This window comes from Rhizorhabdus dicambivorans, assembly GCF_002355275.1.
Taxonomy (GTDB): Bacteria; Pseudomonadota; Alphaproteobacteria; order Sphingomonadales; family Sphingomonadaceae; genus Rhizorhabdus; species Rhizorhabdus dicambivorans.
The window spans coordinates 4,815,578-4,839,096 of record NZ_CP023449.1 but is presented as its reverse complement, the minus strand read 5'-3'; the positions used below and the strand labels follow the sequence as shown (position 1 = coordinate 4,839,096).

Sequence of the window (23,519 nt, the reverse complement as noted above, 5' to 3'; positions counted from 1 at the left end):
CGCGGCCGCACCGCCCCATATCGGGGCGGAAGATGCGGCTTGTGCCGCGCGGCCATTTGAATATTGCGGCCATTGCCCCTATGTTGGCGGCAGGCAGCGTATTGGAGTGCCCGGTGACCACGATTGTCATACTCGCGATGGTGTTTCTGTTCGTCGCGTTCCGCCTGTGGAGCGTGCTGGGCCGTCGCACGGGTCACGAACAGACGCTCGCCCGTCCCGCCGAGGCCGCGCCCGCCCCGATCGGTGCAGGCCGTTCGCTTCCCGACAACAGCGCTCCCGCCGCGCCGGCCCGTCCCGCGACGGTCGAGCCGCGCGCCGAGGCCGGGGTCCGCGCGATCCAGGCCGCCGATGGAAGCTTTGACCCGGGTGCGTTTCTCGAAGGCGCCCGCTCGGCCTACCGGATGATCCTCGAAGCCTATTGGCGCGGCGATGAGGAGACCCTCCGCCGCCTGACCGAGGATGACGTCCACGAGGCCTTCGCCACCGCCATCGCCGACCGGAAGGCGGCGGGCGAGCAGCTCGACAACCGGCTGGTCTCGATCGAGAATGCGGTGATCGAGCAGGCGCGGATGAACGGCCAGACCGCGAGCGTCACGATCCGCTTCGATGCCGATATCGCCGCCGTCACCCGCGACAGCGACGGCAATGTCATCGCCGGCTCGCTGACCGACGCGGTCCCGACGCACGACGTCTGGACCTTCAGCCGGAACGTCCGCTCCGACGATCCCAACTGGACCCTAGTCGAAACCGACGAGGCGGCGTGATCCGCCTTCCTGGCGGGGGCAGCCTCGGGGCGATCTTCGCGCTTGCGGCACTGTCGGCCTGTAGCGTCATTCCAAGCCCCGAGGTTGCCGGCCACCGCCCGCCGCCCACCCATCATCACAAGCCCGCGCCGCCGGCCGCTACCGCACCGGCGGTACCGCAGCCCGCGCCCAAGCCGACCAGCGCAGCCCAGGCCGGGGTGCGGCCCGGGCCGGATTTCCTGAGCTTCGGGATCAACCCCACCGCCGCGCGCGCCGCGCTCACCGCCTTCCGTCTGTCCTGCCCCGCGCTCCAGCGCCGTGCCGATCAGAGCGGCCTGACCCAATCGGGCGACTGGGGGCAGGCCTGTGCGCAGGCGAGCGCCTGGCCCGACAGCGACGCCGCCGGCTTCTTCGGCACCCAGCTCGCCATCGTCCAGGTCGGCGATGGCCAGGCCTATGCGACCGGCTATTACGAACCCGAGATAGCAGGCTCACGGGAGCCCAGGCTCGGCTATGAAGTGCCGGTCTACAAGCGGCCAGGCGATCTGATCGAAGGCGATCTCGGCGATTTCTTCCCGGAGATGAAGGGCAAGAAGATCCGCGGGCGGGTGCAGGGGGGCAAGCTGATCCCCTATCCCGATCGCGGGCAGATCGAGGACGGCGCGCTGAAGGGCATGAAGCTAGAGATCGGCTATGCCGCCGATCCGGTCGAGTTCTTCTTCCTTCAGGTCCAGGGGTCCGGGCGCCTCCGCCTGCCCGACGGATCGGTGATGCGGATCGGCTATGACGGCCAGAATGGCCGCGAATATGTCGGCATCGGCAAGCTGATGCGCGATCGTGGCCTGCTTGGCCCGGGCCAGCTCTCGATGCAGGGGGTGATGGCGTGGCTGCGTGCCAACCCGGCCGAGGGTGACGCGATCATGCGCGAGAACAAGAGCTTCGTCTTCTTCCGCGAACTCACCGGCCCGGGGCCGATCGGCGCGCTGAACCTGCCCGTGACGGGCCGGGTGACGGTGGCGGCCGACCCCGCCTTCGTGCCGCTCGGCGCGCCCGTCCTCCTCAAGCTCGACCGCACCGAGGCCAGCGGCCTCTGGGTGGCGCAGGACACCGGCGGTGCGATCAAGGGCTCGAACCGCTTCGATACCTTCTGGGGCGCGGGCGACGAGGCGCGCACCATCGCTGGCGGCATGAGCGGGCGCGGCCAGGCCTGGCTGATGATTCCCCGCGCCGCCGCAGCCCGATTGGTGGGGTCCGATGGGCCGGCGGCTCGATCCTGACGAAAAGGCGCTCTGGCACAAGGTGACCGCAACGGTCCGGCCGATCGCCCGCCGTTCGGCCAAGGCGCCGCCGGTTGTCACCGCCGCCGAAACGCCTGCCGCCCCGATGCCCGCGCCCAAGCGCGGACGCGTGCCGCCGATCCGCCTTCCCGCCGCCACGCCGGTCGCCCAGCAGAAGCCGCTGGCGGATGGTCTCGACGGGGGCTGGGACAAGCGCATCCGGCGCGGCGCCACCCAGCCGGACTGGACCGTCGACCTGCACGGCCACAGCCTGGACAGCGCCCGGCGGCTGCTCGACGGGATGCTCGATCAGGCGGTGGCCGAGGGTATCAGGGTCATCCTGCTGATCACGGGCAAGCCCCCGCGCGAGGAAGATCGCAATCTCGACGGTCGACCCCGCCGCGGCCTGATCCGTGCCTCGATCGGCGCCTGGCTGCAAAGCTCCCGCCATGCCGGCCGCATCGCGGCGGTGCGCAACGCCCATCCAAGACATGGCGGACAGGGCGCGCTCTATGTGATCCTGCGGCGGGTGCGGGACGGGCGGTGAGCGGCGACCGGGAAGGGTGGGGATGGAATTTCCCGTCCAATCGCGGTGCGGCGTGGCCCCGGCTCAGGAAAATGGCCTGAAGGCTTTGGCATTCTGGCCTTGCCGGGCATGATCCTGCATGGCCTGCAGGTCGAGCAGCGACTGGCTGACATGTGCCCGCAGTGTGCGGCCGAGGCTGGCGATGTCCTGAGGGGTATCCTCTTGCTCGAGCAGCCTGTCGATCCGGGAGGCCAGAAAGCTCTCCCCACGGATCAGTTCCTCGATGACGGCCAGATCGCCCGAGGACAATGCGGCGCGGAAATCGAGAAACAGTCTGTGGGCGGTGCCGAGGATGCTTCCATGCCGTTCTGCCTGCCCGGCCCGCATCTCCATAAGGCGGCGGTAGGAATGTAGAAGCTGGGCGCGTTCGGTCGCGTGATGCTCGCAAAAGGCATAGAAGCCGAAGCGATGGGCATGTTCGCCGACATGATCATAGCCGGCCATGCTGTCGGTCAATGTTTCCAGGAGATGTACCGCTCCTGCGTTCCATCCGGACATGTCGAGCCTCCCGGACGTAAGTATTATCTACTACGATGTTTAATCAATTCTGTATAATTACTGTATTTTAATCCCCGGTTTGATCGAAGATTGGTCCGATCATGCCGAATATAACCCGTTGATATCTGATCCATATCTGGTGGATCGGCATAATTCTCTCCGAAATGGAGGAATGTGGCGGTGGGGGATTTGAAAGCGATATTGCTCAGTCTTGAGCTGGGCCTGCCGATACTGCTCGGTCATCTTCTGCTGACGATCATCATCTGGATATCCACCCTGGCGCTCAGCTTCTGGATCACGCCCTGTCACGAGGTCCGAGAAATCCGCGCCGGCAACATATCGGTCGCGATATCGGCAGGCGGCGCCGCGCTGGGTGCGGCCATCCCCCTGGCCTTCTGCCTTGCCGGCGCGGTGAACGGCTGGGACATATTGATCTGGGCGATGCCGGTTATGCTGATCCAGCTCTCGGCCTTCTGGCTGACGCAGCTGCTGATCCCGGACCTGAGCGCCAGGCTGGACGATGGCGATGTCGCCGCGGCGCTGTTCCTGCTGCTGTTCAGGATCGGCTTCGCCAGCATCAACGCGGCGGCCATAGCGGCGTGACATGGCCATGCGGTTCCTCCTCGCCGCATCCTGGATGATTTCGCTGGGCATGCTCGCGTCCTTCGGCGCCAGGCCCGCGCCGGCGCCGAACTTCGTCAAGGTCCGCGAGACGGCCCGCCTGATCGGACGGGCCGACCATCAGCGGCGGCCGCTTCCGGAGGAGGCGCTGCCCGTCTATTATGAAGAGAGCGGCGCTGCGGCGGCATCGCGGCAGGGCACTGCCTTCGCCGTCGATCCTCGCGGATCATGGGCCACCGCCGCCCATGTCACCGATCATTGCAGCAAGGTCCATCTGCTGGCGGGGCGGCGCATGGCGCTTGCCGCGCGGGCCCCCGCCCGCGCGCTTGGCGACGACATATCGCTGCTGTCGGGCGGATTGGCCGCGCCGACCGGTCTCAATCTTGCGGTGAGGACACCCGTCCGGGGCGCGATGGGCTATCATATGGGCTTTCCGATGGGCTCGCCTGGTCTGATTGGTTCACGGCTGCTCGGCAGGACGGGGGCCGTGCGCCGCACCGGGCGCTCGGAGGAGGTGCTGGCCTGGGTCGAGGATTGGCGGTCTCAGGACCCGGCGGAGCCGCTGGACGGCCTGAGCGGCGGCCCTGTCCTGAACGACGACGGCGATGTCGTGGGTATCGTTTCGATGGCGACCGAGCGTCGCGGCCGCATCCTCAGCGCCATGCCGGGCGCGCTTCGCGGCCTCATGGTCCAGACGCGGGTCGGTATCGATCAACGCTACAAGGCACCGATTGCCGGGCGGCGAAGCGCGCTCGCCCGCTTCCAGCTTTTCCTGAATGCGGGGCTGATCCGGCAGATTTATTGCGATGTATGATGGCGCCCTTTGCGATGACGCGGCGCCACCTGTCCGTTCCCGCGCGCGAAAAGGCCGTGCCACCTCCAGACGGCACGGCCTCCTCGCTCCGGGTTTCGCCGGTCGATAGCGGGGGCGCGGCGGGGGAGGCCCGCGGCACGCCCCGCGCGTTCAGTTGGCGGCCTGCTTGCCGTCCGAACCGTTCTGGCTCTTCGCCTCCTTCTTCACCTCGCCCTTGCCCATCGCCGAGACGAGGACATTGCCGGAACCGTTGAAGTTGGCGGCGGGCAGGGTGGCGGTCGCGTCGCCGACCTTCATCACCACCGCCTCGACGGTGCCGTTGGCGGTCGAGCGAACCTGCTGCACCGTGCCGATCGCCCGGCCGCGCACATCCTCCACCACCATGCCGGGCGACACGTCGAAGCTGCCGGAGGCGTTGGCCGCGCCGGTGCCCGCCAGCGCGAGCTGGCCGAGCGCGCCCGATGCGCCGCCGGTCAGGCCGCCGGCCGCACCCGCCGAACCGTTGCCCGATGCGCGGCCGCTGCGGCGATCGACATTGGCGCTGCCGGTGCCCGACACCGCGCCGTTGACGCTGCCGGTCACGTCCGAGCCGACCCGGCCCACGGTGCTGCCGACGCCGCCCAGGCCACCGCCCAGCCCACCACCGAGGCCGCCGCCGCCGCCCAGAAGCTGGGCCGGGGCCGGAGCGGCCATGATCGCCAGCGCGGCCAGCGCGCTACCCCAGAAGATGTTCTCCATCGCTCTTGTCCTTTCCCATCGGGCGGCATCGCGTGCCGCTCCATCTGGCAACGGGAGGGGCGAGGGGTTTCATCCCGGAAAAGCAGAAAAATTTGCGGATTTTTGATAACCGACTGATCCGGCTCTATTATCTTCAGCTTCATCGCCACTGTCGTAATCGCGGATCGGGTCCGGAGTGACGCTGAGGAGGTCAGCGAGTCGCGCAGTCCATGCAGATGATCCCGCGTCCGGCCCGGCCCTTGGCGGGGGTGGCCTCCGCGGCAAGCAGCGCGACGGCGCGGGCGCGGGGGAGCGGCCCCCCGGCGGAGAGGCGGGCGAGCCGGCCTGTGATGAAGGGTGCGGCATAGGAGGTGCCGCGCAGCCTGGCGGTGCCGCCGTCCGCCTTTGCGGCGAGCAGGTCGGCGCCCGGCGCGGCGAAGTCGACATGGCTGGCCTTGCCGGCCTCGATCAGCACCCGCCGCTTGGCGTCGATACCGGTGACGGCGATCACCTGGGGATAGGAGGCGGGATAGGCGGGGGGCGAGGCGGCGCCGTCATTGCCGACCGCCGCAACCAGCAGCAGCCCCTTGCCGGAAGCGGCAGCCACGGCCCGGGCGAGCAGCGCATTGTCGGGCCCGGCGAGGCTGATGTTGACGACCGCCGCGCCGCTTTGCGCCAGCCAGCCGAGCGCGCGGGCAATGGCCAGCGCGTTGCCGCCGCGCGGATCGCGGCCATAGACGTCGGCTGCCAGCAACCGGCTCCGTGGGGAGACCCCCCGCACCGCGCCACGCCCGACCAGGATCGAGGCGACCGCCGTGCCATGATTGCCGGGGGCGGGGGCGCCTGCCGCGAAGCCGCGCTGGACGATGCCGTCCGGCAGCGCGGGGTGGCGTGCCACGCCGCCATCGATCATCCCGATCGGCGCGCCGGGGCCCGGAGCCGAAGCGGCGGGCGCGGCGCGGGCCGGAGCAGCGGCCTCGCCGCTCGTCTGATAAACGGGGTTGGACTGGACGGTGGCCCCGGGAGCGATCCGGCGCAGCAGCTTCTCCGCTCTGGCGAGGTCCATGGAGGCGGGCACGCGCAGCCGCGCGGCGGCGATGCCCAGGCCCGCCAGATCGCCCTGCTCCTCGACCGCGAAGCCGGCCGCCATTGCCGCCCGCAGCGCGGCCGGATCGGGGTCGAGCAGGATCAGCTCGCCCTTCACCGCCGCATCGCCCCGCGCATCATATTCGAGCGCCTGGGGATTGGCGCGCACCAGCGCGTCGATCCGGCCGAGCCGGTCGCGTGCGAGCCGGCCGATCGCCCCGCCGGCCTGGTCCACGCTGTCGTCGAGCCTGTCGCCGATCCGGCCGACGCGTTCGGTCACGCCGCCAATGGTCTGGCCGATCGCTCCGCCGACCGGCGGCAGCAATTGCGCGGCGCCGGAGCCGGACAGGGCCAGCGCCGCCGCCATCGCCAGGATCGGGCCGCTCAGCTTCATCGGGATCGATTTCCTTTCAGGGCCGTTATGACCCAACGGCCGTCACGCGATCGGGTTGCATGGATGAAACGCGCGGGCTGATCCGTTTCATCCACCGGGAGCCGATCGGCACGGCGCGCGACAGGAAGACAGGCCAGAGTGACACCATTCGAACGCGCCCTGCTCGATCTGCTGCCCCGCCTGCGTCGCTTCGCCCGTGCGCTGACGCTCGACGCGGCGGATGCGGATGATCTTTGCCAGATCGCGCTTGAACGCGCGCTGAAGGCGGAAAGCCAGTGGGAGGCGGGAACGCGTCTCGATTCGTGGATGTACCGGATCATGCGCAATGGCTGGATCGACGAGGTCCGCGCGCGGAAACGGCGCGGCGAGACCTTCGTCGCGGAGGAGGAAGGAATGCATGTGGGTGAGGCCGATGACCGCCGGATCGAGGCCAGGGTCGAGCTTGGCAAGGTCGATCGGGCGATGGCGGCGCTGCCGCCCGAGCAGCGCGAGGTGATCGCGCTGATCCTGGTCGAGGGGTTCGCCTACAGGGAAGCGGCCGAGACGCTGGGACTGCCGATGGGCACGGTGACCTCCCGACTGGTGCGCGGCCGGCAGGCCCTGATGGAGATATTGGGAGAGGCGGCATGACCGACAAGGACGAGGAACGGATCATCGCCTATGTCGATGGCGAGCTGGCGCCGCTGGAGGCGCTGCGCTTCGAACGGGCGATGGACGGCGATCCGGCGCTCGCCGAGGCGGTTGGCCGCCATCGCCGCCTCCGCGAGACGGTGGCGGGCCATTTCTCCGGGGTCGCGGACGAGCCGCTGCCCGATCGGCTGCGGCGGCTGCTCGATCGCGACGAGAAGGTCATTCCCTTCCCGCCGCGTCCGCGCATGATGATGGGACGGGCGGGCGGCTATGCGGCGCTTGCCGCGACGCTGGTGGCGGGGCTCGTCCTGGGCCAGCTGGTGCCGCGTTCCACCGCGCCGGTGGGTGAGCGGGACGGACGGCTCGTCGCCGCCGGCGGGCTTGCCCGCGCGCTCGACAGCCAGCTCGCCTCCACCCAGATCGCCGCCGCGCCCTATCGGATCGGGGTCAGCTTCCGAACGCAGGACGGCCGCTATTGCCGCAGCTTCGAAGGGGCGGCCGGCGCCGGGCTCGGTTGCCGGGGCGCGGAGGGCTGGACGCTCGAACGCTTCGTCGCCGGCATGCCGGCGCGGAGCGGAGCCTATGCCCAGGCGGGTTCGCCGCTGTCCGATGTGCTGGCGGCAGCGCAGGACATGATGGCCGGAAACCCGCTCGACGCGACGGCCGAGCGGCAGGCGCGTGATGCGGGCTGGCAAGCGGCCCGCTAGACCTTGATCGAGCCTGAACCCAGGCTTTCGATTTCGGACGGGCTTTCGTTGCAGCGCTGAAATATCGCGGCAAGATGGCGGGCGGAGAGGCGGGCCACGCCAACTCCGAGGCAAGGATTCCGCCATGCCGCTCCAGCCGATGCCGATCTCCGCGTCGCCGCATGCCCATCACACCAAACTCAGCGCGCTTGGTTGCGAAAATGGCCGCCACTCGGCAGTCAGCGGCAGCAAGGTGGAGATAGACGGCGTCGTGCACGCCATCTGTCGCCATTGCGGCTGCGAACTGATGCGTCTGGGCGCATCGCGCCGCTGGTTCCGGACAGGGCAGATGGGGGGCTAGCGCCGATCGCTTGCCGTCGGTTTGGATAGATTTGTTCTCATTGGGAAAAGATGCTTCAAATATTTTCCCGATTATATTGAATGCCGCTTTGCGCTAAGCCGCGCGCTTTCATTCCAGCGAGGCGGCGATGAGCGCGATGATCGACAAGGCGGGACTCAAGGTGGCGGACGTGCTGGTCCGCTTCGTCGAGGAAAAGGCGCTGCCCGGAACCGGCATCGCGCCGGACGCCTTCTGGCAGGGCATGGCGGACATCTATGCCCGCTTCGCGGCCGACAATGCCAGGCTGCTGGCTGTCCGCGACGATCTGCAGACGAAGATCGACGCCTGGCATGGCGCGCAGGCGGGCAAGCCGCTCGACATGGCCGCCTACAAGGCCTTCCTGACCGAGATCGGTTATCTGGTCCCAGAGCCGGCGCCCTTCTCGGTCGGCACCGCCAATGTCGATCCGGAACTGGCGACCACGGCTGGCCCGCAGCTCGTCGTGCCGATCCTCAACGCGCGCTTCCTGCTCAACGCCGCCAATGCGCGCTGGGGCAGCCTCTACGACGCGCTCTATGGCACCGATGCCATTCCCGGCGCGGCGCAGGGCAAGGGCTATGATGCGGCGCGCGGCGCGCAGGTGATCGCCTGGGCGAAGGACTTTCTCGACCAGGCCGTGCCGCTCGCCTCGGGCAAGTGGGCGGACTGGGCGGGCGGCGATCTCGCCCTTGCCGATCCGGCGCAGCTTGTCGGCCGTGCTGGCGACAATCTCCTTTTCAAGCATAACGGCCTGCACATCGAGGTGGTGATCGACCGCGCCCATGCGATCGGCGCCACCGATCCGGCCGGGATCGCCGACGTCATCCTCGAATCGGCGCTGACGACGATCTGCGACCTGGAGGATTCGGTCGCCGCGGTCGATGCCGAGGACAAGGTGGCGGCCTATGCCAACTGGCTGGGCCTGATGAAGGGCGATCTGGAAGACACGTTCGAGAAGGGCGGCAAGCCGATGACCCGCCGCCTCAACGGCGATCGCGCCTATACCGCGCCCGATGGCACCGCTTTCACGCTGAAGGGCCGCAGCCTCGTCTTCGTCCGCAATGTCGGCCATCTGATGACGACCCCGGCGGTGCGGCTGGCGGACGGATCGGAGGCGCCCGAAGGCATTCTCGACGGCATCGTCACCAGCCTGATCGCGCTCCACGATATCAAGGGCAATGGCCGGTTCCGGAACAGCACCACCGGCTCGGTCTATATCGTCAAGCCGAAGATGCACGGCCCCGATGAAGCGGCCTTCACCAATCGCCTGTTCGACGCGATCGAGGACCTGCTCGGCATGGCCCGCCATACGCTGAAGGTTGGCGTGATGGACGAGGAGCGCCGCACCTCGGCCAACCTAGCCGCCTGCATCGCGGCGGTGAAGGACCGGATCATGTTCATCAACACCGGCTTCCTCGATCGCACCGGCGACGAGATGCACACCTCGATGCGCGCCGGCCCGATGATCCGCAAGGGCGAGATGAAGACCAGCGACTGGATCGCCTCCTATGAGGATCGCAACGTCCAGATTGGGCTCGCCTGCGGCCTCTCCGGCAAGGCGCAGATCGGCAAGGGCATGTGGGCGGCGCCCGACAAGATGGGCGACATGCTCGCCCAGAAGATCGGCCATCCCAAGACCGGCGCCAACACCGCCTGGGTGCCCTCGCCGACCGCCGCGACGCTGCATGCCACCCATTATCACCAGGTCGACGTGTTCGCCCGCCAGCAGGAGCGCAAGGCCGAGCCGGTCGCGGCGATCGAGCGGCTGCTGAGCATCCCGGTCGCGGCGGGCAGGAACTGGTCGCCGGACGAGATCCGCGCCGAGCTCGACAACAATGCGCAAGGGATTCTCGGCTATGTCGTGCGTTGGGTCGACCAGGGCGTCGGCTGTTCGAAGGTGCCCGACATCACCGATGTCGGCCTGATGGAGGACCGCGCCACGCTGCGCATCTCCTCGCAGCATATGGCCAACTGGATGCTGCACGGCGTCGCGTCGGGCGAAGAGATCGATGCCGCGCTCAAGCGGATGGCGGCGAAGGTCGACGCGCAGAACGCCGGCGATCCGCTCTACCGGCCGATGGCGGGTAACGAGGCGACGAGCCTCGCCTATCAGGCCGCCCGCGCCCTGGTGTTCGAGGGTGTCGAGCAGCCCAACGGCTATACCGAGCCGCTGCTCCACGCCTATCGGCTGAAGGTGAAGGCGGCGGCCTGAAGACAGGCTTCTTGTACCGCTTCTTCTCCTCTTATCCCTCTCCCGTGAAAACGGGAGAGGGAGTTGAAAGCAGGGCTCTGGAGCCTTTCACGATCCGATTGCATCGGCTCGTGGGCTCTACCTTGTTGTTTTACCGCGATTTCCGAGTCGGCAGATGTTTCCATCTGCCTAGAAATCGCTCTAGGCGGAAGCCAGAATCCCTCCCGCCAGCAGCAGCAGGATGCGCACGTCGATCATCTTGCCCAGCGCACGTTGCTCGGTGACGAAATCGGCGATGCCGGTCAGCGGAACGCGATGGACGGTGATGTTCTCGCCCTCTGTGCCGCCGCCCTCGTGGACCCGTTCCAGCCCGCGCGCGCGGACCAGGGTGAAGGTCTCCGACACCATGCCGGGCGAGGAGGCGAACTCGCCGATGACCTCGATCGCGGCCGCGCGGTAGCCAGTCTCCTCCTCCAGTTCGCGCGCCGCGGCGATCTCGTCGGCTTCGCCGTCGGTCTCGTCGCCGATCAGCCCGGCGGGCAGCTCGATGCAATTGCGCTTTAGCGGGACGCGATATTGCTCGACCAGGATCACGTCGCCCTCGTCGATGGCAAGGATCACCGCCGCGCGGATGCCGCGCGCCCGGCTCACATATTCCCATTTCCCCTCGCGCTTCGCCGCGATGAAGCGGCCCTGCCACATCGTCTCGATCGGCCCGCTCGAATCCGCGCTCAAAGGCAGATCATCCTGTTCGGCATCTCGTCGGGGTCCGTGCCGGTGCGGGGGAAATGCGTGGCCAGCACATCGCCGATCGCGTGGACCGCTGCCGCCATGCCGGCGCCCGGGTGCCCGCGCTTCAGTTCGTCGATCAGCAGCGCCATCGCAGCGCCCCACTCCTCGGGTTCCACCCTGGCAACGATCGCTTCGTCGGCGACAATCTCGGCGCGATGCTCGGCGAGCGAGAGATAGACGAGCACCCCTGTCCGGCTGTGCGTGCGCCGTTCCGTGGAGGCCTTGAAAAGCGCAATGGCCCGGTTGCGCGCGCGGCGGGTCTTGGTCTTGCCCGGCGTGAAGATCATGCGCAGCGGCCACCAGCGGATGATGGCGAGCGTGCCGAGGAATTTGAGGGTGGTCGCGAATAGCAGCACCGTCATCCACTCGCGCATCGTCCAGACGTGCCAGCCGCCTGTCAGCCGGTCGAGCAGGCCGATGTAGAAATCCGGGAAGGCGGCATAGACCGCCAGCGCGAGCAGTGCGGTCAACGCCGCCCAGATCAGCGGGACGTCGTTGTAATTGTCCGATCGCTCGGCGACGATTGTCGCGATCTCGGCATCCGATCGCGCCTCGGCGTCGGTTACGGCCTGGGTGACCAGATCGATGTCGGCTTCGGTTATCCGCATCACCAGCTCCCCGACGATCCGCCGCCGCCGAACGATCCGCCGCCGCCGGAGAAGCCTCCACCGCCACCGCCGCCGCCCCAGCCGCCGCCACCGCCCCAGCCGCCACCGGAGCCGCCGCCCCAATGATCGCCCCCGCCCCAGATCACGATCGGGCCCGTACCGCCGCGATAGCGCCGGCCTCCGCCGAAGCGGTTGGCGATGCTGGAACCGGCGATGAACAGGATGACGATGATCCAGAAGATGAGGGCCACCGGCGGACCGCCCCGCTCGGCCTTGCGGTCGTCGGCGACCAGCTTCTCGGCTCGCGCCTCTGCCTGATCCGGCGGAAGCTGGAGCAATTCTATCAGCGCGTCGCTGCCGGCGACAATGCCGCCGGCCATGTCCCCGTCGCGGAAACGGGGTAGGATCTGGCGCTGGATGATGACCTGGCTCAGCGCGTCGGTGATGATCGGTTCGAGGCCATAGCCAACCTCGATCCGCACCTTGCGCTCATTGGGGGCGACGAGAAGGATCAGCCCGTCATTGGCCTTCTTGTCGCCCAGTCCCCAGGTGCGGCCCAACCGATAGCCATAGTCCTCGATCGGATAGTCTTCGAGGCTGGCCACGGTGGCCACGACCATCTGGCGGCCGCTCTGTTTCTCCAGCGTCGCGAGCCGGGCGTCGAGCGCCGTGGCCTGTTCGGGGGAGAGGAGCTTCGCCTGATCGACGACGCGACCCGAGAGCGGCGGGAAGCTCTGCGCGAAGGCGGGAAAGGCGAGGAGGAGGGTGAGAAGCAGCAGGGCGAACCCCAAAACTCCACTCCCTCTCCGCGAGGGAGAATTCAGGATCCGGTCCACCACCCCGTCCCTCAGAACTTCACCTCCGGAGCCTTTTCCGATCCCGCGCTCGCCTCGAACGGCTGCATCGGCTGGGCGCCGTGGAAGACCTTGGCGCCGATCGCGGTTGGGAAGGTGCGGATCAGGACGTTATAGGCGCGCACCGACTCGTTGTAATCGCGCCGGGCGATGGCGATGCGGTTCTCGGTGCCCTCGATCTGGCTCTGCAGCGCGAGGAACTGGGCGCTCGACTTGAGCTCGGGATAATTTTCCGACACCGCGAGGAGGCGTCCGAGCGAGCCCGAAAGCTGCGCCTGCGCGTCGGCGAAGGCCTTGACCTTGGCGGGATCCTGAAGGTCGGCGCCGGAAAGCTGGATGCTGGTCGCACGAGCGCGGGCGTCGGTCACCTCGGTCAGCACCGATTTCTCCTGCGCCGCATATCCCTTCACCGTGTTGACCAGATTGGGGATCAGGTCGGCACGGCGCTGATATTGCGCCTGAACGTCGGCCCATTTCGCCTTGGTCTCCTCCTGCGCGGTCGGCACGCTGTTGATGCCGCAGCCGGAAACGGCGATCGCGGCGACAGGGGCGAGAAGGGCGGCGGAGAAACGTCGGTCCATGGTCATCTGCGAAACTTCCCTGATATCGACTGTATTGGTCGCGTAGGTAGGCAGGCGGTGGCCCTCTTCAATGGGCTGGCTTGACCTTTATTACACAGCCGCGATGATCGCGCCACGTCCAACGCATAAGGGACCGGAACGATGCTCAATGATTTCAAGGCCTTCATCAACAAAGGCAATGTCGTCGATCTCGCCGTGGCGGTGATCATCGGCGCCGCGTTCGGGCGGATCGTGACGTCCTTGACCGACGATCTGATCATGCCGGTGATCGGTTATGTTACAGGCGGCCTCGATTTCTCGAGCCACTTTCTGCGTCTCGGTGCGATCCCCGCCGACTTCAAGGGTTCGGTGACGAGCTATGCTGATCTCAAATCGGCCGGGGTGCCGCTGATCGGCTTCGGCCAGTTCATCACCGTCGCCGTGAACTTCCTGATCGTCGCCTTCATCGTCTTCCTGCTCGTGCGCGCGATCCAACGGGTCGAGCACAAGAAGGACGAGACGCCAGCCGCTCCGCCGGCGCCGCCCGAAGATGTCGTGCTGCTGCGCGAGATACTGGCCGAGCTCAAGAAGAAGGGGTGAGGTCTGCCTCCACCACCGTCATCCCGGACTTCGATCCGGGATCCATTGCCGCAGCGTTGAAGCACGAAGCGCGGCGCTGCGTTTCTGGATCCGGACTTTCGTCAGGATGACGGTTTGAAATCTCCGCGGCCCACGCCTATATCCATCCGTGCCGGCTTGCCGGCTATGGTGATAAATGATGTCGTGGAATAGATGCAGCGGACCCGGGGGCAGTACCCGGCGGCTCCACCACGAAGTCCGGGAAACCGGGGTTCATGACGGGGCCGAACCAGGATCGACGTGTGTTCAAAGGCGACGTTTTTGCCCGGCCTGAATGAGCCGTAAAACCGTTCAAACTCACAAGTGCTAACGATAACGAAGCACTCGCGATCGCCGCGTAACCTAGTCCTCACGGACGACGTTACTAAGGCTTAGCGCGGTTCGGTCCGCACCGGGCAACAGAAGCGGAATCCAGCGGTTCGGGAGGCACCGGGCAACAGAAGCCTCCCACTTTCTTTGAAAGTGGCCCTCAGACGCCGGGCGCAGTGCGTCCGCGCTGCTGCTTGGCTTCCGGCGCTATTGCGCCGACGCGCTGCACGCGATTGCCTCTCGGAGCCTCGGCCCCTTTAGAGAAATCGTGGTTCCGGACTTGATCCGGGATCCCGCTGTCTTCTTTCTCTAATACACCCTTGCCTCCCCGAAATCCCCCGATAGTCTCCCGCGCATGACCCCTCTCGGGAGACTCACCCCCATGGACAGACGTGAATTCATCGGCTCGGCGGGGCTTGCCCTGCTGGCGGCGGCGCTGCCGCGCGTGGCGCAGGCGGCGGAGGTCGGCAACGAAAACGACAAGCGCCTCGCGGCGATGGTCGAGGGTTTCTTCCAGCGCCAGCTCGACGAAAGCCCGGAATATGTGACCTCGCTCGGCCTCGACAAGGGCACCCGCGCCGCGAGCAAGGGCCGGCTCGACAGCTATACCAAGGCCGAGCAGGCGCGCGTCCTCGCCGAGGACAAGGCTTCGCTCGCCGCGCTCCGCAAGCTCGATCGGGCCGCGCTCTCTCCCGGGCAGCAGCTCAACTATGACGTCGTGGTCTATATCTTCGAGCAGGTCACCAAGGGCGGCAGCAAATATCCCTATGGCCGTTCAGGCGGCTATTTCGTCCCCTATTCGATCTGCCAGCTCAGCGGGCCGCATTACGGCATTCCCGACTTCCTCGATTCGCAGCATGTGATCGAGACGAAGGCCGATGCCGAGGCCTATGTCTCCCGCCTGCGCGAGTTCGCCCGGGTCCTTGATGAGGCAACCCGTTTCCAGCAGGACGATGTCCGCTTCGGCGCCTTCGCCCCCGATTTCTGCCTCGACCTGACGATGAGCCAGCTGCGCGCGCTGCGCGGCAAGCCTGCGGCGGCGACGGTGCTGGTCGAATCGGTGGTTCGCCGGACCAAGGCCAAGGGTATCGCCGGAGACTGGGGCGCCGAGGCCGAGAAGATCGTGTCCGGGGACGTGTTTCCCGCGCTCGACCGGCAGATCGCGCTCGTGGCGGGCCTGCGCAAGGCGGCGACCCATGATGCCGGCTGCTGGCGCCTGCCCAAGGGCGACGAATATTATGCCGACGCGCTGATCAACGCGACGACGGCGAACTTCACGCCGGAGGAGGTCCACCAGATGGGCCTCGACCAGGTCGCCGAGATATCGGCGCAGATCGACGCGATCCTCAAGAAGCAGGGGATGACCAGGGGTGGAGTCGGCGAGCGGCTGACCGCGCTCAACAAGGATCCGAAGCAGCTCTATCCCAACACCGACGAGGGTCGCGCCAAGCTGATCGGCTATATCAACGAGCTGGTGAAGGTGATCGAGGCAAAGCTGCCGCAGGCCTTCGCAAGCCTTCCCAAGGCGGCGCTGGAGGTGAAGCGCGTGCCGCCCTTCATCCAGGATGGAGCGCCCAACGGCTATTACAACTCGGCCGCGCTCGATGGCTCGCGCGGAGCCATCTACTATATCAACCTGAAAGATACGGCCGAGTGGCCGCGCTACGGCCTGCCGAGCCTGACCTATCATGAGGGCGTGCCCGGCCATCATCTCCAGCTCAGCCTGGCGCAGGAGGCGAAGGACCTGCCGATGCTGCGCCGGAACGCACCGTTCGGTGCCTATATCGAGGGCTGGGCGCTCTATGCCGAGCAGCTGGCCGACGAGCTGGGCGTCTATGCGAAGAATCCGCTCGGCCGCGCCGGTTTCCTCCAGAGCTTCCTGTTCCGGGCGGTGCGCCTCGTCGTCGACAGCGGCATCCACCACAAGAAATGGAGCCGCGAGCAGGCCACCGCCTATATGGTCGAAAAGACCGGCTTCGCCGAAGGCCGTTCGCAGCGCGAGATCGACCGCTACTGCGTCTGGCCGGGCCAGGCGTGCAGCTACAAGGTCGGCCATATGAGCTGGATGAGGGCGCGCGATAAGGCGAAGGCGCTCCAGGGCGCGAAGTTCGATCTGCGCCAGTTCCACGAGGTGCTGCTGGAAGGCGCGCTGCCGCTGACCATCCTAGAAAATCTGGTCGAGAGCCGGGCGAAGGCCTAGAAATTTCGTCATCCGGGCTTGGCCCGGGATCCCGCTTACTTGTCCTCGCTCAAGCAAGAAGCGGGACCCCGACCAGGTCCGGGGTTACGATGCTCTTATGGCTTGACTCTAGCCCCAGCCGTACCGATCTGTAACATCATCGACGCCAAACAGGAGGATGCTTGTGATCGATCTCTATTATTGGGGCACGCCCAACGGCCATAAGATCACCATCTTCCTGGAAGAGGCGGGGCTCGATTACCGGGTCCATATCGTCGATATCGGCAAGGGCGAGCAGTTCGAGCCCGATTTCCTGAAGATTGCTCCCAACAACCGCATTCCCGCCATCGTCGATGATGCACCGGCCGGCGGCGGTGCGCCGGTTTCTCTGTTCGAATCGGGCGCCATCCTGCTCTATCTGGCCGAGAAGACCGGGCGGTTCATTCCCGCAGACATCCATGGCCGGGCCGACGTGCTGCAATGGCTGTTCTGGCAGATGGGCGGCCTGGGGCCGATGGCCGGCCAGAACCATCATTTCAATATCTACGCGCCGGAGAAGATCCCCTACGCGATCGACCGCTATGTGAAGGAGACGGCACGGCTCTACGGCGTGCTCGATCGGCGGCTGGCGGACCGCGCCTTCGTGGCGGGGGACGATTATTCGATCGCCGACATGGCCAGCTATCCCTGGGTCGTCCCCCACGAACGGCAGGGCCAGAAGCTCGAGGACTTCCCGAACCTCAAGCGCTGGTTCGATGCGATCGCGGCGCGGCCGGCGACCCAGCGCGCCTATGCGGTGTGGGATCGTTACAAGGATCTGCCCCAGGCCAGCGAGGAAGAGCGCCGCCGCAACCTGTTCGGAGCCCAGCCTGCCACGGTCTGATCGGATCGGTTCAGAAGAGCGGCGTCTTGCACTTTCGCGTCTGGTGGATGCCGCGCAGGAAGCCGCGCCGGGCATAGCCGGCGGTGATAGCGCGTTCCAGGCGGCGCTGCGCCGGTGCCGCGCCGGTCACCTCGCGGACGAGGCCCCGGAATGGGATCAGCGAGTTCACGATCGTCTTGCCGCCCGCCTCGGCCAGCTTGCCCGCGCGGTTCTCCTTCTTGACCTCGCCCGCCTTGAAGTCGGGGCCGATCACGTCGGTCAGCGCGTGGAAGGCGTTGGAGATGTCGCGGCAGCTTTTGATGCCCTTAAGGCTGTATGGCGCTTCGGCCGCCTCCTGCAGCACCGGCGGGATATCGGTCCGCGCGACACCGACGTCGCGGACCGGCTGGCTGGCGATCTTGCCGGCACTACGGCCGACCTCGCGCATCCGGTCCGGCTGGGCGCTGTTGCTGTTTTCGGCTTCGTTCTGGGCCTGCACCGGGCCCGCGGCGAGCGCGAGCGTCAGCAGCCAAATCGTCATCGTCCTCACGATTGCGTCCTGAAATGTCCCTGTATGGAGTGGAAAATGCGCGATCAGGCCGAAAGTGCCGCAGCTGGCACCGAACGCTTCACCGCGATCCAGCCGAGTGCCAGCAGCAGGAGCAGCACGGCGCCCTGGGTCAGGGTGAAGGGCGGTTCGGTCTGGGTCGGGGCGAGCAGCTGGAGCGGGCCGAGCTTGAGGAAGGACTGCACGACCAGCACGAAGCAGTTGAGATACAGCGCGAAGGCCGCGCTTGCTGTGTAGATGCGCCGCCACACGCCCCTGCGCTTGAACGGGCCGATTGCCACCAGCGCGATGGCGAGGGCGCCCGTCGAAACGATGCCGGTGATGATCGCGGGGGTCATGCCTGCGAAGGGAAAGAGGAAACCGGTCAGCGTCGTCAGGATCGTCGTGGCCAGGAAGACGAGGTTGGTGACACCGAGCCACCGGCCACTGGCCTGTGCGACCAGCCAGACGAGCCCGGCCGCGATGCCGATCAGGCTGATGACGACATGGAGGGCGGTGAAGGTCGCGATCGAAAGCCCCAGCACCATCTTATGCCTCCCTTCCGGCATGTGGGTGAGCCGCCGATCATAGCCGATCGGTTCCCTTGCGTCACGTACCGGAACGATCTGCCGGCCGGCGATCGCGGAGCGGCCGCACGCAGGGCCTTCGCCTGGTCGCCTTGCTCGGCTACAGCGAGGCAAATCGCTTCGCGAGCAAGGAGCCACCGTGCCGCCGATCATTTCCATTTCGGGCCTGGAGAAGCGCTATGCTTCGGGCTTCCGGGCGCTCAAGGGCGTCAGCCTCGACATCGGGCGGGGCGAGATATTCGCGCTGCTCGGGCCGAACGGCGCGGGCAAGACCACGCTGATCAGCATCGTCTGCGGCCTCGTCAATGCCAGCGGCGGAACGGTGCGCATCGATGGACACGACATCGTCCGTGACTATCGCGCGGCGCGATCGATGATCGGGCTGGTGCCCCAGGAACTCCACACCGACGCGTTCGAATCGGTGCGGGCGACGGTAAGCTTCAGCCGGGGCCTGTTCGGTCGCGCACCCAACCCGACCTTCATCGAGAAGCTGCTCCGCGATCTGTCGCTGTGGGACAAGCGCGACACAAAGATCAAGGAACTGTCGGGCGGCATGAAGCGCCGGGTGATGATCGCCAAGGCGCTGTCGCACGAGCCCGACATCCTGTTCCTCGACGAACCGACCGCCGGTGTGGATGTCGAGCTGCGCCGCGACATGTGGGAACTGGTCGGCCGCCTGCGGGACAGTGGCGTCACCATCATCCTGACCACCCATTATATCGAGGAGGCCGAGGAGATGGCCGATCGGGTCGGCGTGATCAGCCAGGGCGAGCTGATCCTGGTCGAGGGCAAGACCGACTTGATGCAGAAGCTCGGCAGAAAGGAACTGACCTTGCATCTTGTCGAGCCCATGACGGCGGTTCCTCCCGAACTGGCCGACTGGAAGCTGGAGATCGAGGATGGCGGCCACCAGCTCCGCTATCGTTTCGACGCCAAGGCGGAACGCACCGGCATTCCGTCGCTGCTGGCCAGGATGCGAGATCTGAATATCGGCTTCACCGATCTCAACACCAGCCAGAGCTCGCTGGAGGACATCTTCGTGAGCCTGGTCAGCGACCGGAGGACGGCATGACGGTGGCGCGCTTCAACGCCCGTGGCGTCTGGGCGATCTACCGCTTCGAGATGCAGCGCTTCGGCCGGACCCTGTGGACGGGGCTCGCGGTGCCGGCGATCACCACCTCGCTATACTTCATCGTGTTCGGATCGGCGATCGGATCGCGCATGGGGGCGATCGACGGGGTCGGCTATGCCGCCTTCATCGTCCCCGGGCTGATGATGCTGTCGCTGTTCAACGAGAGCATTTTCAACGCTTCCTTCGGCATCCACATGCCGCGCTTCACCGGCACCATCTACGAGCTGCTGTCGGCACCGCTGTCCGCATTCGAGACGGTGCTGGGCTATGTGGGCGCAGCGGCCAGCAAGGCGGTGATCGTCGCGCTGGTGATCCTGGCGACGGCCAATATCTTCATCGACGTGCATATCGCCCACCCGGTGCTGATGCTGGCCTATCTGCTGCTGGTGGCCACCACCTTCTGCCTGTTCGGCTTCATCGTCGGCATCTGGGCCAAGGGGTTCGAGCAGTTGCAGATCATCCCGCTGCTGGTGGTGACCCCGCTCACCTTCCTCGGCGGGGTCTTCTATTCGATCGACATGCTGCCCCAGCCGTGGCGGACGCTGACCCTGTTCAATCCCGTTGTCTACCTGATCAACGGCTTCCGCTGGACCTTCTTCGGGACGGCCGATGTGGACATGGCGGTGAGCCTGGGCATGACCGGCCTGTTCCTGGCTATCTGCCTCGCTCTGGTATGGCTGATCTTCCGGACCGGCTACCGCCTGAAAGCCTGAACCGGCGCGCCGCGCGGCGGCCTCTTGAAAGCCGGACCGATCGGCGTCGCTCCGAAGAGCGGTGCCTGCGGACAACGCCCGCCTGTCGCTCGCTTGGCCGCCGCGACCGCCCGGTCCCACTGGGCCGCATCGGCCTGCATCTCACAAAGGAAGTTCCGGAGGCTGGATTGATCACATCGAAGATCTACGCACTTTCACCCTCTTTCCGTCGATCAGCATCCGATAAGTCATGGGGATCCTTCAAATCGATCAGAACGAGGTGATGACGGAGCGAGCGATCTCGCCTTGGAGCAGCTCCTCATAAGCCTCGTTGATCTCGGCGATATTGATCTCCCGCGAGATCAGATCGTCCAGGTTGAGCTTCCCCTGCAGGTACAGCTGGGCGTAGAGCGGGATGTCCCGCTTGATGTTGCTCGATCCCATCGTCACGCCCCGGATGGAGACCTGGCTTCTGAGCAGGTCGGTCGTGACATTGATCTCGATCGGCTTCTCGAGGGAATGCATCCCAATCATATAGGCGGTGCCGCCCTTGCGGACCATCTTGATGATCTGTTCCGAAGTGACCTTCATGCCCACGACTTCGAAGGCGTGATCGACACCACCGGGGACCAGTTCACGCACTGCAGCTATGGGATCGCAGTTGGTCGAGTCGATGAAGTCCGTGGCGCCGAACTTCGCCGCGAGCTCGAGCTTCTTTGGCTGGATGTCGATTGCGATGATGCGGGAGGCTCCGGCGAGCGCGGCGCCGGACACGACGTTCAGTCCGACGCCGCCAATGCCCACAACCACGACTGTATCGCCCGGCCGTACGCCGGCGGTGTTGATGGCGGCGCCCGCTCCCGTGCAGGTGCCGCAGCCGAGCAGCGATGCCTGCGGGAACGGGAGCTCCACAGGAACTTTCGCGAGCTGGTTCTCGTGGAGGAGTGCCCGCTCGGCGAACGCTCCCATGCCGAAGCCCTGGGTGACCGCCGCCCCCTGACGCGTCAACCGAGCTCCGTCATCCGCTCCGCGTCGCGTCTCCTCGGGATGGGAGCACTGGTAGGAGCGTCCGTCGAGGCAATCCTCGCAACGACCGCAAAACTGCAGGAGTGATCCGACCACATGATCGCCGACCGCGAAGTCCGTCACATCGGGACCCACAGCCTGAACCACTCCAGCCAGCTCATGGCCGAGAACCGCTGGGAGTTGCATGCCGAAGTTCGTGACCGCGTAATTGTGATCAGAATGGCAGAGACCTGAAGCTTTGACCTCAACCAGGACTTCCCGGCCTATCGGCTCGCCAATCTCGATTTCCTCAACTTGGAATGTACCGTCCAGGGCGTTGAGAACCGCTGCTTTCATCGTCTTATCCTCTTCCTTGCTGTTCCGATGCCGCCTGATCGGTAGCCAGCGGGCTTCTGTTCAAATTTGTTCGGGGCTTTTACGGACTTCTGACTTCGCCGTGCTCCCAGGTTAAGCCGACGGGCCCACTTGCCCTGCGTTCAGAATTGGGCCGCGGGCATGCGCAGGACCAACCCGTCCCAGTCAGACCGGAAGTTGATCTGGCAGGCCAGCCTGCTGTTCTGCTGCGCCCCTTCCGCGAGTTCGAGCATCTGCGCCTCGTGCGCGCTTGGCCCGCCCACCTCCTCGCTCCACGCCTCGTCGACGAAGACATGGCAGGTCGCGCATGCCGCCTGGCCGCCGCAATCACCATCGATCCCGGGGATGCTATTGTCGATGGCGACTTCCATCGCGGACAGGCCGGTCGGGGCGTCGACGAAGTGCTCAGCTCCGCTCGCTTCGATATAAGTGACTTTGGGCATAGTGACCGTCATTCGCCAGATGCTAGGGGTGGATACGGACCGGAAGGCTGCGCACCCCCCGGACACTGCTGGATTGCGCGAACTGCGGGGGTTGGGTGACCTCGATCCTGGACCAGCCCTGGGCAAGGATCTCCTCGAGCAGAATGCGCAGTTGCATGTCGGCGAGGCGGTTGCCGAGGCAACGGTGGATGCCGAAGCCGAAGGAAAGGTGGTGCCGCGGATTTTGCCGATCGATGATAAACCTGTCCGCATCGCGAATGGCGGTCTCGTCACGGTTGCCCGAGATGTACCACATCATGACCTTGTCGCCTTTGCGGATCGTCTTGCCGCCGAGTTCGTAGTCCTGTGTGGCGCGCCGACCCTGCGACATGATGGGCGTATGGCAACGGATGATCTCGGAGACGGCGCTATCGATCATGGCCGGATTGGCCTTGAGCTTCGCCCATTCTCCCGGATTTTCGTGGAACGACATCACCGTCGCCGACATGCTGTTGCGCGTGGTGTCGTTGCCGCCCACGATCAGGATGGAAACGTTAGAAGCGAACTCCATGTCGCTCAGCGCCTGCCCCTCGGGCGAGTGCGCCATGATGGAGAGCAGGTCGGAGGCAGGCTCCTGCGCCCTCCTCTCGTCTCGGAGCATCAGGAAGGTCCGCGCCATCTCTTTCAGTTCTTGATCGCGTTGCTCCCAGGACTCGACCACTCCGTCACCAGGCACGCCAGCGATGATGTCGGACCAGCGCTTGAGCCGCAGCCGTCCTTCCGACGGGAAGCCGAGAAGCGTGGCGAGCATCAACATCGTCAGCTCCACCGAGACAGTCTTCGCCCAGTCGAACTCCTCGCCGATAGGCAACGTGCCGAGCACGCCGCGCGTCCTTTCGCGAATGAGATCCTGGAACTTGACGAGATTGCTCGGCGCCAATGCAGGCGTGACGATCTTTCGCTGCGCGCCGTGACCGGGCGGATCCATGCTCAGGAAACCGCCGATCGGCGTGGCATCGGCGCTCACGCCCTTCGCCCGGACCTCGTCTAGAGACGTGGCTCCCGCGGAGGAGAAGGCGCCGTGGTTGCTGTCAACCTCAATAATGTCCTTGTATCGTGTCACCGACCAGTAGGGTCCGTAGGGGCTCTTAGAGCAATAATGTACCGGATCCTCACGCCGGAGGCGCTCGAAGATCGGGCCCTGTAGATTCTGAGCGAAGATCGACGGATCGCTGACATCGAGGCCCTCCGCTGGCAGGGCATCAAGCGCCAAATCTTCCATAAATCGAATCTCCATTACGCTTCTCTTGTCTCGGTTATTTCAGGATTACTTG

26 protein-coding genes and 1 other RNA gene are annotated in these 23,519 nt (G+C 66.2%); 15 read left to right on the top strand and 12 right to left on the bottom strand.

The window, feature by feature from the left end:
* The first annotated feature begins 113 nt into the window (after window positions 1-113).
* The 3 genes from CMV14_RS22850 to CMV14_RS22840 are packed head-to-tail and all read left to right on the top strand — an operon-like array spanning window position 114 to window position 2,567.
* Window positions 114-764, top strand: coding sequence for a Tim44/TimA family putative adaptor protein (locus tag CMV14_RS22850; RefSeq protein ID WP_066963749.1), 651 nt, complete (start codon window positions 114-116; stop codon window positions 762-764).
* A complete protein-coding gene (mltA, locus tag CMV14_RS22845; protein WP_176489026.1) occupies window positions 761-2,020 on the top strand; it encodes a murein transglycosylase A in 1,260 nt (419 codons plus the stop codon). Before CMV14_RS22850 ends, mltA begins: the two co-directional genes overlap by 4 nt.
* Window positions 1,998-2,567 carry a Smr/MutS family protein gene (locus CMV14_RS22840; RefSeq protein WP_066963752.1) on the top strand — a complete coding sequence of 190 codons (570 nt, stop codon included), beginning with the start codon at window positions 1,998-2,000 and terminating at the stop codon, window positions 2,565-2,567. Before mltA ends, CMV14_RS22840 begins: the two co-directional genes overlap by 23 nt.
* Window positions 2,568-2,630: 63 nt before the next feature.
* Here the strand turns inward: CMV14_RS22840 and CMV14_RS22835 are convergent, their stop codons facing one another.
* Window positions 2,631-3,104, bottom strand: a complete 474-nt coding sequence (locus CMV14_RS22835; RefSeq protein ID WP_066963755.1) for a DUF2383 domain-containing protein — start codon at window positions 3,102-3,104, stop codon at window positions 2,631-2,633.
* 180 nt (window positions 3,105-3,284) lie between these two features.
* Here CMV14_RS22835 and CMV14_RS22830 point away from each other — a divergent pair, with 180 nt between their 5' ends.
* Both CMV14_RS22830 and CMV14_RS22825 read left to right on the top strand, forming a co-directional pair.
* Window positions 3,285-3,707, top strand: coding sequence for a DUF350 domain-containing protein (locus tag CMV14_RS22830; protein WP_066963759.1), 423 nt, complete (start codon window positions 3,285-3,287; stop codon window positions 3,705-3,707).
* A gap of 1 nt (window position 3,708) precedes the next feature.
* Window positions 3,709-4,539 carry a S1 family peptidase gene (locus tag CMV14_RS22825; protein WP_066963762.1) on the top strand — a complete coding sequence of 277 codons (831 nt, stop codon included), beginning with the start codon at window positions 3,709-3,711 and terminating at the stop codon, window positions 4,537-4,539.
* Between the two features lie 150 nt (window positions 4,540-4,689).
* On the opposite strand, the gene CMV14_RS22820 is transcribed toward CMV14_RS22825, so the two are convergent.
* Both CMV14_RS22820 and CMV14_RS22815 read right to left on the bottom strand, forming a co-directional pair.
* Complete coding sequence (locus CMV14_RS22820; protein ID WP_066963765.1) at window positions 4,690-5,277, bottom strand: hypothetical protein; 588 nt, start codon at window positions 5,275-5,277, stop codon at window positions 4,690-4,692.
* A gap of 190 nt (window positions 5,278-5,467) precedes the next feature.
* Entirely contained in the window at window positions 5,468-6,736 is a 1,269-nt protein-coding gene (locus tag CMV14_RS22815) for a S8 family serine peptidase (protein ID WP_066963768.1), read from the bottom strand.
* Window positions 6,737-6,874: 138 nt separating this feature from the next.
* Here CMV14_RS22815 and CMV14_RS22810 point away from each other — a divergent pair, with 138 nt between their 5' ends.
* The 4 genes from CMV14_RS22810 to CMV14_RS22795 all read left to right on the top strand — a co-directional run bounded on the left by CMV14_RS22810 (window position 6,875) and on the right by CMV14_RS22795 (window position 10,643).
* Entirely contained in the window at window positions 6,875-7,366 is a 492-nt protein-coding gene (locus tag CMV14_RS22810) for an RNA polymerase sigma factor (protein ID WP_066963771.1), read from the top strand.
* Window positions 7,363-8,073, top strand: a complete 711-nt coding sequence (locus tag CMV14_RS22805; protein WP_066963774.1) for an anti-sigma factor family protein — start codon at window positions 7,363-7,365, stop codon at window positions 8,071-8,073. Before CMV14_RS22810 ends, CMV14_RS22805 begins: the two co-directional genes overlap by 4 nt.
* 124 nt (window positions 8,074-8,197) lie before the next feature.
* On the top strand, window positions 8,198-8,413 hold the full coding sequence (locus CMV14_RS22800) for a hypothetical protein (RefSeq protein ID WP_066963777.1): 216 nt from the start codon (window positions 8,198-8,200) through the stop codon (window positions 8,411-8,413).
* 136 nt (window positions 8,414-8,549) lie between these two features.
* Window positions 8,550-10,643, top strand: a complete 2,094-nt coding sequence (locus CMV14_RS22795) for a malate synthase G (RefSeq protein ID WP_238147321.1) — start codon at window positions 8,550-8,552, stop codon at window positions 10,641-10,643.
* 180 nt (window positions 10,644-10,823) lie between these two features.
* Here the strand turns inward: CMV14_RS22795 and CMV14_RS22790 are convergent, their stop codons facing one another.
* From CMV14_RS22790 to CMV14_RS22775, 4 genes are read right to left on the bottom strand one after another with little or no spacing between them, the layout of a single operon-like run.
* Window positions 10,824-11,324 carry an NUDIX hydrolase gene (locus CMV14_RS22790; RefSeq protein ID WP_066963892.1) on the bottom strand — a complete coding sequence of 167 codons (501 nt, stop codon included), beginning with the start codon at window positions 11,322-11,324 and terminating at the stop codon, window positions 10,824-10,826.
* Window positions 11,325-11,353: 29 nt separating this feature from the next.
* Complete coding sequence (locus tag CMV14_RS22785; protein WP_066963784.1) at window positions 11,354-12,022, bottom strand: TPM domain-containing protein; 669 nt, start codon at window positions 12,020-12,022, stop codon at window positions 11,354-11,356.
* Complete coding sequence (locus tag CMV14_RS22780) at window positions 12,022-12,813, bottom strand: TPM domain-containing protein (protein ID WP_096367817.1); 792 nt, start codon at window positions 12,811-12,813, stop codon at window positions 12,022-12,024. Before CMV14_RS22780 ends, CMV14_RS22785 begins: the two co-directional genes overlap by 1 nt.
* 56 nt (window positions 12,814-12,869) lie before the next feature.
* Entirely contained in the window at window positions 12,870-13,463 is a 594-nt protein-coding gene (locus CMV14_RS22775) for a LemA family protein (RefSeq protein ID WP_066963787.1), read from the bottom strand.
* Window positions 13,464-13,598: 135 nt separating this feature from the next.
* Between CMV14_RS22775 and mscL the strand changes: the two genes are divergently transcribed.
* From mscL to CMV14_RS22755, 4 genes are all read left to right on the top strand, one after another.
* Window positions 13,599-14,036 carry a large conductance mechanosensitive channel protein MscL gene (mscL, locus tag CMV14_RS22770; protein WP_066963791.1) on the top strand — a complete coding sequence of 146 codons (438 nt, stop codon included), beginning with the start codon at window positions 13,599-13,601 and terminating at the stop codon, window positions 14,034-14,036.
* 110 nt (window positions 14,037-14,146) lie between these two features.
* Window positions 14,147-14,488: a transfer-messenger RNA gene (gene ssrA, locus CMV14_RS22765) on the top strand.
* 278 nt (window positions 14,489-14,766) lie between these two features.
* Window positions 14,767-16,584, top strand: coding sequence for a DUF885 domain-containing protein (locus tag CMV14_RS22760; protein WP_066963794.1), 1,818 nt, complete (start codon window positions 14,767-14,769; stop codon window positions 16,582-16,584).
* Window positions 16,585-16,747: 163 nt separating this feature from the next.
* A complete protein-coding gene (locus CMV14_RS22755; RefSeq protein ID WP_066963895.1) occupies window positions 16,748-17,446 on the top strand; it encodes a glutathione binding-like protein in 699 nt (232 codons plus the stop codon).
* Window positions 17,447-17,456: 10 nt separating this feature from the next.
* Here CMV14_RS22755 and CMV14_RS22750 read toward each other — a convergent pair whose 3' ends face one another.
* Window positions 17,457-17,966: a hypothetical protein gene (locus tag CMV14_RS22750; RefSeq protein WP_066963798.1), complete on the bottom strand. Its 510-nt coding sequence runs from the start codon at window positions 17,964-17,966 to the stop codon at window positions 17,457-17,459.
* A gap of 53 nt (window positions 17,967-18,019) precedes the next feature.
* Entirely contained in the window at window positions 18,020-18,520 is a 501-nt protein-coding gene (locus CMV14_RS22745) for a hypothetical protein (RefSeq protein WP_066963801.1), read from the bottom strand.
* A gap of 178 nt (window positions 18,521-18,698) precedes the next feature.
* Between CMV14_RS22745 and CMV14_RS22740 the strand changes: the two genes are divergently transcribed.
* A complete protein-coding gene (locus CMV14_RS22740; RefSeq protein ID WP_066963804.1) occupies window positions 18,699-19,631 on the top strand; it encodes an ABC transporter ATP-binding protein in 933 nt (310 codons plus the stop codon).
* A complete protein-coding gene (locus CMV14_RS22735; RefSeq protein ID WP_066963807.1) occupies window positions 19,628-20,404 on the top strand; it encodes an ABC transporter permease in 777 nt (258 codons plus the stop codon). Before CMV14_RS22740 ends, CMV14_RS22735 begins: the two co-directional genes overlap by 4 nt.
* Window positions 20,405-20,653: 249 nt before the next feature.
* Here the strand turns inward: CMV14_RS22735 and CMV14_RS22730 are convergent, their stop codons facing one another.
* From CMV14_RS22730 to CMV14_RS22720, 3 genes are all read right to left on the bottom strand, one after another.
* Window positions 20,654-21,745 carry a Zn-dependent alcohol dehydrogenase gene (locus CMV14_RS22730; protein WP_066963808.1) on the bottom strand — a complete coding sequence of 364 codons (1,092 nt, stop codon included), beginning with the start codon at window positions 21,743-21,745 and terminating at the stop codon, window positions 20,654-20,656.
* A 140-nt stretch (window positions 21,746-21,885) separates the two neighbouring features.
* Window positions 21,886-22,206, bottom strand: a complete 321-nt coding sequence (locus tag CMV14_RS22725; RefSeq protein WP_066963898.1) for a 2Fe-2S iron-sulfur cluster-binding protein — start codon at window positions 22,204-22,206, stop codon at window positions 21,886-21,888.
* A 22-nt stretch (window positions 22,207-22,228) separates the two neighbouring features.
* A complete protein-coding gene (locus CMV14_RS22720; RefSeq protein WP_238147123.1) occupies window positions 22,229-23,467 on the bottom strand; it encodes a cytochrome P450 in 1,239 nt (412 codons plus the stop codon).
* Window positions 23,468-23,519: the final 52 nt, after the last annotated feature.